This window comes from Mycolicibacterium alvei, assembly GCF_010727325.1.
Classification (GTDB): domain Bacteria; phylum Actinomycetota; class Actinomycetes; order Mycobacteriales; family Mycobacteriaceae; genus Mycobacterium; species Mycobacterium alvei.
Genome location: NZ_AP022566.1, coordinates 187,850 through 201,077, shown reverse-complemented (window position 1 = coordinate 201,077; position 13,228 = coordinate 187,850). Strand labels below are relative to the sequence as shown.

Sequence of the window (13,228 nt, the reverse complement as noted above, 5' to 3'; positions counted from 1 at the left end):
GCACCAACTGGATCCATGAATGGGCGGAACGTCCAGGTCGGGCAGGGGCAGTGTCAGCTGCGATGCTTCGGTGGGCGGCCTCGGCGGTTAGGTTCTGGCCAGTGTGGTGCGAGTCTCTCCAGGAGGTCGTCGGGGTTCTCGCGTAAGGCATTCATGCACGCGACGACAAAGTCGCCCAACTTCCGGTCGCGTGCCGAGAGCGCTTTGCGCGCAACTTCTCTCAGGCCCTTTGGCATGCGAACGGTCATTGCCGGGTCTCTGTCTGAGCCTTTCTGTTCTGCCACGCTCTGGATTCTCACATAAACGGCTTGCCATTTTCAATCGTTCGCGCTAGTTTAAATGGCAAGCCATTTATTTGGGTAGGAGGACCCCGATGACCGATCTGCTGCTGCTGCAAGCCAAGACACCCGCCGAGATCGACGCTGTGCTCAACGACCTGGGCTACCAACTGGCGGTGGTACGCAGCCGCGCCGAGCAGTTCGCCAAGCTGGCGCAGGAATCGGCCGAAGGCCGACGACACCAGCGACCCGACCCCGTGAAGGCCAAGTTCTACGAGGAGCAGGCCGAGCAGCAGCGCGCCAAGGCGCAAGACCTGGCCGGCCGAATCGCACCGCTGGAGGCCGAGTATGTACGCCGCGGCGGCTGGACCCGCGCGTTCCTGGTGCAAAACAACGGGGGCCATGTCCATAGCTCTACCCGCTGTAGTTCGTGCTATGCGTCGACGCGCTACGCCTGGCTGACCGATTACAGCGGAAAGTCAGAAGAAGAAATCGTCTGGGCAGCAGGAGAACTCGCCTGTACGATCTGCTACCCGTCGGCGCCAGTGGAGGCGCTCACTCGAGTCGGGGAGATTCGCCGGCCAGCCGATGTCGAACGCGAACGGCGCGACGCTGAGAAGGCCGACAAGGCGCAAGCCAAGGCCGCGGCCGCGGTCATCGACCCGGCCAGCGGCAAACAGCTCTTTAAGACCGAACGCGCGGCCACCAATGCGATCGCTTCGGGACTCGACAGCCTCCTGTGGTACGGCGACGCGCATCCATCTGGGCAGGACTGGGTGCGAAGCATCGACACCACGGCCAACGCGCTGGCCGTCAAACTTGGCGTGGACAAAGAACACCTGCTGGCCGAGTGCCGGGCCAGGGCCGAAAAGAAATTTGCGACGACCGCCCGCAAGCTGCTGCGTGAGCTCAGCAGCCAACCAGGGGGAGTGGTAGTCGAAAACCTCGTGCCCGGCCTGCAGTCATGGGTCAAACAGAACGGGGTCCCGGCCTAGCCGCGCAGGCCGCTCCGCTTCTGGTTCGGCGTGAGCGGCCCGTGCGGGCCGGCATGCAGCCCGATCGGACCGATGGTTTCTTCGCGGTGCTCAGGCGGTGGTGCATCAGATCGCCGGACACCGATGCCCGATCGAGGGACCGGGGTCGCAGAAGGGTGGTGCAGGCGCCTCTTTCTCAGCGTGGTGCTGACCGACCACCTTCAGGACGCCGATGGCGATACGCAGGATCAACGCGAGCAACGACAAGCCCAGGGCCAACCGCAGATCCTTGATGGGCACCTCGGCCAGAGCCGATAGAAGCATGGCAATCAGTAGCACGTCGATTACTCGTTTCGAACAGCGAGAAAGGTTGGGGGACAATCGCATCTGCCGAGTCCCGCCTGTCATCGGGGATCCCTGAGGGGCCGACCACGAGGCGGCCCCTCGTCCAGAAGTGCTCGAAGATCTGCTTTGGCCCGAGCATCACCAGGTGTGCTGGACAGGACCTCATGGCATCCAGCGATCAACGCCTGCGCGTAGCGCGACAGCATGGTGAACTCGTCAGCGTCGGAGAACTCATCACCAACCCCCGGCCGAGCAGTGCCGTCGACAGCGGCCATCATTGGTCAAATCCTCTGCTGCGTAATCGGAGTGGGAACGAAGATGTGACTGTCAAAGTCACTTCTGGTCGGCGAGGTTGGCGCTGATCTGAGCAGCGATGTCCTCGGCCTGACCGGTCGCGCGCCCGCCTTCGAAGCTGCACGACATGACGTCGATGAACGTGGCGCCGTAGCCGGCAATGGCACGCTCGCAGTTGGCCTTCCCCGAGCGCTGCGAGATGACCAGGATGGTGTCGTCCTGCTTGGTCGACGGGTCGCTGAGCTGCCACTCGACCTCATCGCCGGACTTGGAGGTCGTGGTGACCGTTTGTCCGCCACACGATTTCCAGCTCCGCGCGGTGGCACGCATGTGGTCACCGAGCTCGCTCTTGTCGCTGAACCCGATCACGGCCTGGATCACGACATGGGGGGCCTTGCCCGGCTTGCCGTCGGCGAGCTGCTCGATGGTGACCGACTTGGGATCGGCATCAGAGAAGGACTCCGCGCGGGCGGGTTCGAACGCGCTCAGGCACTCCTTGGGGCTGATCGAGCTCTTCGCATCGATCAGGTCGTCGCTGCGGCCCACCACGCTCATCTCAGGTGCATCGGTGATCTCGCCGATCTGTTCTGCGGTGAGCAGGACCTCCCCGGACTTGGTGCCGTAGTTGAAGGTGGGGATCGGGGCTGCCGGCGCGGCGGCTGCCGGCGCGGCAGTGGCAAGCACGGTGGCGGCAACGCCGGCGAGCAGGGTGGCGGCGGTCGTGGTGCGGATCATGGTGTTCCCTTCGGAGTTCCTGTTCTGGAAGTGCTACGACTTTAACCCACTAAACCGTAGCAATGCAACAGAAAGGTGCAGCGGCTTCGAGTGAAGTTGGCGCAGACAACGCGGCGTGCACGATAAGTGCAGGTAAACGGCGTGTTTACGGGCAGGGAATCCGCTCCTGACCGCTTCGGAATGCACCGGTTCTGCCTTGAGGGTGGCGTCAAAACCGGCCGAAAGTGAAGCACCGTTGCCGCATTAACGCTGCGACTGCTATGGTTTGACGCAACGGAACCGATGGTGCAGCCCGCGCGGATGCAATGCACCCCAAGCGCCCAGGAGCAGCCCAGCGATGACCACGATGTCCAGCCCACTCGCCCGCTCCATCGACGACGCTGGGCGTCGACGCGCCGGCCAGGCCGTCGCTGAGCGCCGCCAGCGACTCGGGCTGTCCCAACGTGATCTCAACGACGACAAGACGATCAGCCAGAGTGTCCTGGTTGCCTTCGAACGGGGACGGTCCTGGCCACGGCAAAGCACCCGCACAAAACTCGAAGTGCGACTCCAGTGGCCGTTGGGCACCATAGATCGCATCCGCACTGGTCTAATCAACGACAATGACCACCGTCGCGCGGACTCGTGCGGCGAGGCCGCACACCAGATCACCCTCACCGTGGAGGCAGCCCAGATTGCGCTGGACAACATCACCACCCGCATCGGGGAACTACCGCCACCGACCAGGGCCGGGTTCACCGCCGCGGCCGCGCCACTACTAGAGGATTTGCGCAAGTTGCGTGAGACCAGTGCCCGCGCCGCCCATCACCGCGCGACCAGCGTCGAAGCTGTACTCGTCCTCAGCGACGTCCGTCGTGCCTACCACGACCTGATGCTGCTGTGCGCCCACGCGCCCGGGCCCACCCTCGGGCAGCGTCTCTATGCCTTCCGTCACCGCACCAAACTCACCGTCGACGAAACCGCTTACGCCGCTGGCGTGTCCGTCGACAGCGTGAACGCCGCCGAAGCCGAACAGCCCATTTCCGACACCGCCGTCGGCGCCCTCGAACTTGTCCTGCAGTCACACGCTGCCCACTGCTGAAACCGGAGCCCTGCACGCATGTCTCGCCGTAAAACTGCCAAGAAGAAGAACGACCAGGAGACACCCTCCACCACGCCCGCCCACCCGCGGCCGAGCCGGCTGGGTGCCGCAGCGCGCGCCTTCGCCGCTACCTTGGTGGTGATTGTCGTCATCGGTACCGCCGCGATCCTGCTGTTCAGCACATTCGCCGGCAACGTCGTTGCGGGCGAACCGGTATCGGGACTCTATGACCCCGACCGCGTCGGCGGAATGCCCGTCACCGACGGCCCCAGCGGACTTCGCGGAGATGCGGCGGCACCGGAAGGGACCGTCATCGACACCAACAACAGTGACGCAGACAAACTGGCACTCCAGTCGGTCAATGACGTCGAGGAGTTCTGGAAGCAGGCCTACAACGGCCTGGACGGCGCATTTCGCCCAGTCCAGACCCTGGTGTCCTACGACTCAACCGACCCCGCCGCCCGCGAACTGTGTGGGTCGAGCCCGTACAAAAACCCGAACGCGTTCTACTGCCACAGCGAAAGAATGATCGCCTGGGACCGCGGCGCGCTGGTGCCCACCGGGCAGAAGTACTTCGGCACGATGAGCATCCCCGCATTGCTGGCTCACGAGTACGGTCACGCAGTGCAGCGCATGGCCGGCCTGGTCAACCGGCGCACGCCGACCATCGTGTTTGAGCAGCAAGCCGACTGCTTCGCCGGCTCCTACATGCGCTGGGTCGCCGAGGGCAACTCGAAACGGTTCACCATCAACACCGGCGATGGCCTCAACCGCGTCCTTGCCGCCGCCATCGCCATCCGTGACCCGCTCATCACCCCGGAATACAGCGAGCTCGTCGAAGACGGTCACGGCACCGCTCTGGACCGCGTCACCGCCTTCCAGATGGGGTTCACCACTGGCAACAGCGCCTGCACCGAGATCAACCTCGACGAAATCGACCAGCGCCGCGCGAACCTGCCGATCGCCCTGCAGGAGGACGACAAAGGCAACCTTCAATCGCCCAACTCCCCGATCAACGAAGAAACCCTCACCGCGCTGATGGAGCTGCTCAACACCATCTACACCCCGGCCAACGCGCCGAAGCTGGCCTACGACGCGGCGCCGTGCCCAGATGGCCAAGACACCAAATCTCCGGCCGACTACTGCCCAGCCACCAACACCATCACCGTCGACCTCTCAGCGCTTAAAGAGATCGGCGCCTCCGGAGACGAGTCCAAAGGCGTTCTCCTGCAAGGCGACAACTCTGCAATGTCGATCGTCACCTCCCGATACATGCAGGCGCTGCAACACGCCCACGGCGCGTCCCTCACCGGCGCCTCGGCTGCACTTCGCACGGCATGCATGACCGGCCTGGCCAACCGCGACATGTCCGAACCGGTCAAACTGCCCTCGGGCAACACCTTCCAACTCACCGCAGGAGACCTCGACGAAGCCGTCGCGGGCTTGCTCACCAACGGCTGGGTGGCCAGCGACAAGGACGGCAACACGGTGCCGGCCGGATTCACCCGCATCGCGGCATTCCGATCCGGCCTCACCGGCAATGCCGAGCAGTGCTACCAGCGCTTCCCCTGACCAACCACACCAGAAAGTGCCCGCGGCGACCATCACTTGACCGCGGGCACTTTCCCCTCAGCCGGACCAAAATAGCGGCAAAACGCAGACATTGAGCGCAGCTGGCATTGGCACACTCAGATAGTGACCACCAGAGCCGGCACCGGCCAAAGCTCGACCACTCCGGTTGGTCTGCACACGCTCGCGCAGGCCTTCTCCACGGCAACGATCCGTCAAATGGCCAGAAGCGCAACGGTATTGCCACAACAGCTGCTCCCGGTGCTCGACGGAGCTGATCCACGCGACACCCTATCGGCCGCATTCGACAGCAGCTATGCAACGCTCACTCGCGCTTACCGCAACGAGTACGTCTACAAGAACACCCTGCTGCGCCACGCAACCAGCACCACTGAGCCCCCACGCCCCGTCAACGCACTACTCGAACTAGCGGCCGGCCAAGCCGTCGCCGACGTCGTAACAGTCGGAACGACCGCCACCGCCCATGAGATCAAGACAGACCTCGACACCCTTGGCAGGTTGGACCTGCAACTCAGTGAGTACTCGCGATGCTTCGAATACGTCAACGTCGTCGCTTCACCCACACGCGCTGTCCGGATTGCCGAACGTACCGCCGAACACGTTGGCATCCTGGCTGTCGAGTCAACCGGCGCACTCACCACACTGCGATCGGCAAAGAGCCACAGCCAGCAAATCGAACATTCCCACGTGTTCCGAATTCTGCGCCGCGGCGAAATCCTGGCGATCCTGCAACGACAAATGGGCTATCAGCCCGACGTTCCCAGCGCAAAACTATGGTCGCGCACCGCCGGGCTGTTCACTCAGATTCCCATCGACATCGCCCACCGCGAGTTCGTGCAGGAGCTGCGCTCCCGCGACCACAAGTCGTTCGCTCAGGCCCAGGCGATCGGTCTTCCAGAGTCGCTGTACGCCAACGCCTATGCCCTCAAACTCACCCGGCCTGCGTGGCGGCGGGTACAAGTTCACCTGAGCCGGCGGGTAGGGGACACCTGGCAGTACATCCGGCCGCGATAGGCAGCGCTGGCTACAAAAGACATCGCCCCGGACCGCACAGCGGCCGGGGCAGTCTGCGGACGCTTTAGGTTTGGCGTCAACCGAAAGGATGGGTAGTGCCCGCAATCAGCAGACTAGCATTAGCGTGCTGTCACGACAGCGTAGGCAAACAATGCGCGATAGATGACGCTGGGCAATCAGTACACGACGGCATCGTCGCGCGGTGCGCGTGCCGCCACGGGCAGCGCATCCAGTAGAACGTCCCAGCCGGCGGGGGAGAGCTCCCCGCGGCCGCCGCCGACAGCGAGAAACGCTGCTGCTACATCGGCGGGAGTATCCCGGCTTTCGGTGAACACAAAGTCGACGTTGGGTTCAACGACTCGAACCTTGCTGACCTGACGCTCGGTCAGCATGAACGTCACCCACTCCACAAGGTGCTCGTCTCCACCGAGCAGACCGCCGGCCACAAAACCCGCATCTCCGCCAACGGGACGCTCATTGGCCGTATACGCCACCACACCCGAATCGGTGCGAAACGTGAACGTGACCGGCTTGCCCATGCACTCCACGGTAATGCGGCCAGGCCCACCCCGGCCGGCAATTCTCGGGCTATCTCTGATCGCTCACCCTCAATGCGGGCCATCCGGTGGCGACACCCACGACACGACACGCCCGGGGAAGGGACGAGGAAAAGACAGGTGAGCATAGCTTTCGCACCATGTGCCGATCCCAAACAGACGGTGGCCGCCGCTGCCCATGCGCCCGTGGCGATCGTCGCCGCGCCTACCAACGCCTGCGTTACGCCCTGCGCACCGCCCAGTCCGTGCCCGCGGGCACCGACCTCCTCGATCCCACCGGCCCCGTCGCGTCCACCGAGCACCAGGCGACCGACGACAACCCGCATCACAACCATCTGTCGACGCGCGCCGTCGCAGACGGCGCGCTCAACGCGCTGCGCACCAATCCCACGGACCCACAAACCCGAGCCGAATACCTCAACGCATTGCTCGACCACGGAGCCGCTCTACGTGACCGCGCCGAACCCCAACTCGAAGCCGCACTCCAGGCCCACGGCCTCGACGACGCGTCCATCGCCGCCGAGGTCGAGCAGTTCAACCGCCGCCGCATCGAAGCAGAAAACGCCTTCTACCGGATCCGCGACCAGCACCCGCCAGCGGACCAGGCCGACATCACTGCCGCCCGATACGCCTACCTCAACGCGGCAACGACCATCAACCGCGACATCGCACAACGCGAAGAGCAGCTCAATACCCTGCGCACCAACATCATCCGAGACACCTACTATCAACTGCTCAGCCAGGAACGCTCATTCGGCACCGTCACAATCACGCCAGCCAACCACGACAAGATGACCCGCTCCGACCGCTCCATGCTCACCGCCACCACAGCCCTATACCCCGACGACATGGTCGAGCGATCAAACAGTCTGCTCCCCATGGTGGCCAAACGTTCAAAAGCCCGAGCCCACTACAGCCGCGCTCAACGCCAGAAGCGCCGCCGCACCACCAAACAGGTATTCGACCTACGCGACGCACTAACCACGGGCCGCTTCGCCAGCTGGCCCTACGTCACCAACCCCGCCGCCATGGCCGAAGGAAACCCCGCCGACGACACCGATCGACGCGCCGCGCAACGCACCGTGCTGGTCAACACCCCAGAAACCCTCGCGCGCGTACAAGAGCTCATCGACCTGTGGAACAGCGAGCGCCCCCGCGAACCTGCCACCCTCCGCACTGCCACCAGGCCATCCCCACACGACGGCGCACCCGAACAAGTCATCTACGTGACCGGCACCCGCACCATGGTCACCACACATCGAGACCCCGAGCCCGTTGCCGAACTCACCTACTCCGACTCCCGATCGATGGTCCATGAACTCGGGCACCGCATGGAGGACTTCAACCCCGACATCAGCATCGCAACCAAAGAGTTCCTGCGCCGTCGCACTGCCGGGCTACCTCAAACCCGCTACGCCAAAAACGAATACGTAATCGAAGACGGCTTCGCCTCCAGCTACATGGGTAAGGACTATCCCAATACCAGCTTCACCGAACTGTTCTCCACTGGCATGGAAGCGCTCACTCACGGAGAATACGGAGGCCTTCGCGGCCGCCGGCGGATCAACCTCAACCATCCCAATGGCTACGACGCCCGAATCCAACCTCCCCGCGCCGATCCCGAACACCTCGCCCTGATCCTGGGCATCCTCTCGACCGCCAACAAACCGTCACAGTGACGGCCCGCCCGAACCCGCGGAAGCCCTGCACCGCGGTGCCGCGGGGCGACGGGAGTACGGACTCACGGGAACCATCGACTCGTTGGATCGACACCGGCGTCCAATTCGCATCGGCTCGACACAGAGAAGCCTGGAGATCTCGGCCACCGACGCGCTATCAGGCTCCTCGACCGGCTAGTCGTATGTCCTAAAGTGCGGCAAGACGGGAACAGGCATCGGCCATATTCCCACCCCAACGAGGGATCGTCATGGACATCAGCCGCTGGACGGGCGGATCTGGGATCGCTCAGCCCATCGCCGACCTTGCCAGAGACTCCGCATGAGCCGTCGCAAACCAACCTGGACGCCCCTGGCCTTGCCCGGACTGCGTCACGCGCAGGTCCAAGCGATGTATCGCCAGATCCGCCGAATGCCCTGCTGCGCAACCACTATCATGGAACAGTGCAGCTGCTAGTCATCGACCGGCACCACGTCAGCCCAAGGTCCACGCTTCGTTGCGACGCGCACGATCCGACCGTCATGCGCGACCACGGCCAAGGTGACGAGATCCCCTCGTCGGTTACGTGCCAACAAAAGCCCTGAGCCGTCCGGCAACAGATCCACAACCCCGTCCGTCTCGCAAATGGTGTACCGCACGCCGCGATACTCGAACATCTGCCCCTCAAACTGCGCAGCAGCTGCTGCATTTCCGGTCACTGCGACGCCTCGCGCTGGGTCACAGCATCCAGGAATCGGCGCCACCCCAACGACATTGGTTCGCCACCGTCCGGCTCACAGGGGCAGCCCGCAGCGTCCCACAACTGATGCTCAGGATCCCATTTGTGCGGTTTTCCCCAATACTCATCCTCATCGGACGGCATGAGATCAGCCGCGCGCAGCACCTGTGCGAAATCCCAGACCGGTCGACTGAAATCACTCCAAGAGCTAGCGTGTGCCGCATCGGTGGTCCGTGGTACTTCGATGTTTGCCACCATCGAATGGTCCTCCCTGCAACTCGAAACAGTCGTCATAGCAACCAGTTTCGAACGCTGGAGTGCGACAATGCAAAGATGGAACTGATAAGCCCCCTTATCAGTGCGTACCGCGCCCGGAGTGCAGACCGGCGAGCGCCGCGTCCTCGCGGCCGTGAGGTACCCACTCGATCTTCGGCCGTTTTTGACCAAGCAGCGTCGCTGAGGAGGTGCACAATCAGGTGACGAACGCCCGGGACAAGGAGATCGGCATGGCAGCGGACGAACCTGTATCGCTACAGCCAAAGCGCGGAATGCAGTTCACCCACTCAAGCTTCCGTCGACTGCTCCCCGATGGCACGCAACCCTTCGCCGTGATGAAAGTGACCGCTGTCCGGCGCGGAGAGGTGTTCTACACCTATGCCGACGACCCCACGAACAAGGGCAGTTTTCGAATGCCCATCGGGAACTGGATCAAGCGGTACGGGCGCGCAGAGCGCTGACGCGGGCACCCCTTGGTGAACCGGCGAACCCGGCGACATGGTCTAGAAGGGTGTGACGGCTTGGGCGTTGACGAACGCTCCGTGGCCGGTGCGGTCGTTGTTGAAGCGGGTCCCGGCTGCGGTGGCCGTAACCGTCCACCCCAGCGCGGTGTAGACCTGGTAGTCGATCGAGACCGGGTTGATGTCTCCGAGGTTGCCGTTGATCCAACTGGTGGAGCCGTCGGGAAGGATCTTCACTCCCAGCGCCGGCCATTTGCCGCCACGGCTTTCACACCCCACGTAATCGGCGGCGATCATGCATGTCGTCAGGCCGCTTTTCGTGGCAACCGCGGCGTACCCGAACGAGTTGATGGGCAACGCTCGCCCAGCGGGGGCCGTCGCTGACGGCGATGGGGGTATGGCCGAGGGAGGTGTCACCGGAGGATTGGCTGCCTTCGGAGGCACAGTGCTTGGGCGGCGGTTGGAGGGAGTCGCGTCGGTGATGGTGCAGCCAAACTGATCGAGGGGCTGCATGGCCTGGGCTGCTATTCGCACCGCGTCCGATCGCTCACCCATCCCGCTAACGTCAGCAATGAACACCATCGCCCCGCGATCACGTGAGACGCACTGCGCCGAGCCGAAACCCACGTCGCGGCGGGTGTTGTCCTGCTGCATCTGCTCCAGCGACTTGTACTGATAGATCGTGAACCGCGGGGTGAACGCCAACGGACCGTTGGTGGGATCTTCATGACCGTGACACATCAACGGTCCAGGGCCGTCCGGGGGGACGTACTTGCATGCCGCGGAAATCCAGTCAGCCGGGCCGCCGGATGCGTGCCCAGACGGCCCTGCGTCCTCCCCGCACCCGGCTGCGGTACCCACCACCGAGCTCACAGCTGCAACCGCCGCGAGCCGTGTCATCCAGTTCCTCACCCCTGCGCCCCTTCACTAGTGACGCTCCCGTAAGAGGAACGTCGCTGAGAAAGAAATACAGCATCGTCTCGGGTCTGCGCCCGAACTCCTGCCGAATCGGGGATCTGATCCTGGACGTCGCCCACGTCGCCGGGATTGCGGTTCGGTGTACATCAGGCCAGCAGAACGCGGGCGCGCCCTCGCAGCACCAGGTGCCTGCACACACCGAGGTATTCAGCGCCGACAGATGGTCTCGGGCTCCTGCGCCCACGCGACGTCGCGAGACGTTGCTCACCCAGGCGACCTCCGGGCCCCCAGCGTAGAATCAGGACCGGGCAGCCGCGCCTGCCTGATCTGAGTCCTCACCGCCCACGTCGGCGAGGACGTCAGAGGACAAGGTTCTGGGAATCGCGCACACACCGTTGCTCTGGATGCTGTCGAGTAGAGCCGTGGAACGAACGTGGGAAGCGTCGCGGCAGAACGGACTATCTCATGACCACCAACCGATCGCACAAGGAACTCGTGCGCGCCGCTTCAGAAGCGACTGGCCGCAGCTACGCTGAAATGGCCCGCCTCGCTAAAGAATTCGAGTCGATTCTTGAGAAAAATCCCCGCCTATCCGCCAACGGGCTAGGCCTCAGCCGTGATCGCCGGACCACCCTGGCTCAACAACAGGCGGACTTCGAACGGCACCGACAGAACCTTCGCGAGGGATTTGTCAGCGTGGTTCGCGTGCTCTTCTGGCTCCAGTCCTCGATCGGCATGATCAAGACACCGACGCGCAGCAGCTACTACCTCAAGCACGTCGCTGAGCAGAGCGTCCAGCACTACGTGACCAATGGCGAATTCATCGCCGCCGCGCTGATGGCCGGCTACCCGATGAAGGACAGCGGTGGCCTCAACCCCCTGTTCGGCGTACGCAAACGCGACGTGGACGCCGCGGTCGCCGAACTCGAGCGCCTCGGCCGGCACCCCATCTAACTACCGGGACCGCCGCCGGCCACCCCCGAGGGGCCGGCGGCGCCTGGCGCACCTATCAACAGGGCCTCAGAATCAACTGAGCAGCGCGGACCCTACTCAACAGCTGATCCAGCGATGTGTCGGAACTCCAAGGGCCCGCTCAGCAAGACCGCAACGGCTGCGCAGGACGGTACGGCGCCGGGCCGAGCACCACAGCCGAGTTCTGCCCGCCCATGCCCAGCGACGTTTTCAGCGTCAACCCAGCGGCCATGGCCGACGGCCCGTCCACCAGGCGCCGGTGACCGGCAGCAACAGTCGGCGAGGCCGGCACGACACCGCGCTCATATCCCAACGCTGCGGCCGCGACCTCGACCGCGGCCGCAGCGCCCTGACAATGACCGGTCAGCGGTTTGACCGAATAGATCTCCGGCCGCCCCTCCAACAGCTCGTCGAGAACGCCTGCCTCGGCTGTATCGCACTGCTGAGTCCCGGGACCGTGCGCGTTCATATAGCGCACCTCAGACGCCGTCACCCCGGCATTGGACAACGCCAACTTCACACACTGATCAACCTGCGTGCGCGCCGGGTCCACCGACGTGACGTGGTGCGCGTCGTGAGTCATCGCGCCGCCGAGCAAGGAAACATAGGGACTGTCAGCGTGCTTGGACAGCACAAAGCCCACCGATGCCTCGCCGACAGAGAACCCGCGGCTGCCCTCTTGGAAGGGCCGGCACGCATCCAGTGGCTCGGTGTCGACCACCGCCACGCCCAACTTCACGAAATGCCCCACATTCTCCGGGGTCAGAGACAAGTCCGTAGCGATGAACACCACGTCATCGACCACCCCGGCATCCAGCCACAACTTCGCGGTGATCAGCCCGGCGTTGCCCGAGGCACACATCGCCGACACATTCATCGCCGGGCCGTGAAACCCGAACTCCTGCATCAGCATCGACACCGGCGTGGAAGGCATGAGGGCCAAATAGTCGCGCACGCGCCGCTGCCCGCCCTCCTCAACATAGAACCGCCGCCACTCCTCGACTTCGGGAAGCACCACCGCATGCAACAAGCCCACGCGTGGCCCGGGACGCCATCCACGCCGCCGGGCATCGGTGATCGCTTCCCGCGCGGCGGCGCGCATCGCCCGCGCCGACCGGGTCGGCCCGTCCTGAGGATCGCCGCCCGCCGGCACCTGCGCCAGCCACGCACTTCCTTGCCCATCGTCGGCGTAGCCCGCGACCAGTGTTGCGGCCGGTTTGCTGCTGAGCAGCCCCGCCCACAACTCGTCGGCGCCCCAGCCGTAACCGGTAACCGCTCCAATGCCTGCCACAAAGGTCAGATCGGTATTCACTGCGTTCCTTTCCTCACGTGCGGCGC

13 protein-coding genes are annotated in these 13,228 nt (G+C 64.2%); 7 read left to right on the top strand and 6 right to left on the bottom strand.

Features of this window, described 5'->3' with window-relative positions; translation table 11 throughout:
• The first annotated feature begins 373 nt into the window (after positions 1–373).
• Positions 374–1,273, top strand: coding sequence for a hypothetical protein (locus G6N44_RS28560; protein WP_064915427.1), 900 nt, complete (start codon positions 374–376; stop codon positions 1,271–1,273).
• Between the two features lie 105 nt (positions 1,274–1,378).
• On the opposite strand, the gene G6N44_RS28555 is transcribed toward G6N44_RS28560, so the two are convergent.
• A complete protein-coding gene (locus tag G6N44_RS28555; protein WP_064915428.1) occupies positions 1,379–1,576 on the bottom strand; it encodes a hypothetical protein in 198 nt (65 codons plus the stop codon).
• A 354-nt stretch (positions 1,577–1,930) separates the two neighbouring features.
• Positions 1,931–2,626: a sensor domain-containing protein gene (locus G6N44_RS28550; protein ID WP_064915429.1), complete on the bottom strand. Its 696-nt coding sequence runs from the start codon at positions 2,624–2,626 to the stop codon at positions 1,931–1,933.
• A gap of 337 nt (positions 2,627–2,963) precedes the next feature.
• Here G6N44_RS28550 and G6N44_RS28545 point away from each other — a divergent pair, with 337 nt between their 5' ends.
• The 3 genes from G6N44_RS28545 (at position 2,964) to G6N44_RS28535 (ending at position 6,311) form a co-directional block, all read left to right on the top strand.
• Positions 2,964–3,707 (top strand): helix-turn-helix domain-containing protein, encoded by a 744-nt coding sequence (locus G6N44_RS28545; RefSeq protein ID WP_081285418.1) that lies wholly within the window; start codon positions 2,964–2,966, stop codon positions 3,705–3,707.
• Positions 3,708–3,725: 18 nt separating this feature from the next.
• Positions 3,726–5,279, top strand: coding sequence for a neutral zinc metallopeptidase (locus G6N44_RS28540; RefSeq protein WP_081285419.1), 1,554 nt, complete (start codon positions 3,726–3,728; stop codon positions 5,277–5,279).
• A 123-nt stretch (positions 5,280–5,402) separates the two neighbouring features.
• Complete coding sequence (locus G6N44_RS28535; RefSeq protein WP_064915430.1) at positions 5,403–6,311, top strand: sce7726 family protein; 909 nt, start codon at positions 5,403–5,405, stop codon at positions 6,309–6,311.
• A gap of 176 nt (positions 6,312–6,487) precedes the next feature.
• On the opposite strand, the gene G6N44_RS28530 is transcribed toward G6N44_RS28535, so the two are convergent.
• Complete coding sequence (locus G6N44_RS28530; protein ID WP_064915431.1) at positions 6,488–6,850, bottom strand: hypothetical protein; 363 nt, start codon at positions 6,848–6,850, stop codon at positions 6,488–6,490.
• A 158-nt stretch (positions 6,851–7,008) separates the two neighbouring features.
• Here G6N44_RS28530 and G6N44_RS28525 point away from each other — a divergent pair, with 158 nt between their 5' ends.
• Positions 7,009–8,547 (top strand): hypothetical protein, encoded by a 1,539-nt coding sequence (locus G6N44_RS28525; protein WP_064915432.1) that lies wholly within the window; start codon positions 7,009–7,011, stop codon positions 8,545–8,547.
• A 450-nt stretch (positions 8,548–8,997) separates the two neighbouring features.
• Here G6N44_RS28525 and G6N44_RS28520 read toward each other — a convergent pair whose 3' ends face one another.
• The gene (locus G6N44_RS28520) at positions 8,998–9,243 is read right to left on the bottom strand and encodes a hypothetical protein (RefSeq protein WP_064915433.1); all 246 of its coding nucleotides are present in this window, start codon (positions 9,241–9,243) and stop codon (positions 8,998–9,000) included.
• A 496-nt stretch (positions 9,244–9,739) separates the two neighbouring features.
• Between G6N44_RS28520 and G6N44_RS28515 the strand changes: the two genes are divergently transcribed.
• Positions 9,740–10,000, top strand: a complete 261-nt coding sequence (locus G6N44_RS28515) for a hypothetical protein (RefSeq protein ID WP_234790496.1) — start codon at positions 9,740–9,742, stop codon at positions 9,998–10,000.
• A gap of 42 nt (positions 10,001–10,042) precedes the next feature.
• Here G6N44_RS28515 and G6N44_RS28510 read toward each other — a convergent pair whose 3' ends face one another.
• Entirely contained in the window at positions 10,043–10,741 is a 699-nt protein-coding gene (locus G6N44_RS28510; protein WP_081285420.1) for a hypothetical protein, read from the bottom strand.
• A gap of 642 nt (positions 10,742–11,383) precedes the next feature.
• On the opposite strand from G6N44_RS28510, the gene G6N44_RS28505 reads away from it, so the two are divergent.
• A complete protein-coding gene (locus G6N44_RS28505; protein ID WP_088305259.1) occupies positions 11,384–11,872 on the top strand; it encodes a hypothetical protein in 489 nt (162 codons plus the stop codon).
• A gap of 139 nt (positions 11,873–12,011) precedes the next feature.
• Here G6N44_RS28505 and G6N44_RS28500 read toward each other — a convergent pair whose 3' ends face one another.
• A complete protein-coding gene (locus G6N44_RS28500; protein WP_088305260.1) occupies positions 12,012–13,202 on the bottom strand; it encodes a beta-ketoacyl synthase N-terminal-like domain-containing protein in 1,191 nt (396 codons plus the stop codon).
• Positions 13,203–13,228: the final 26 nt, after the last annotated feature.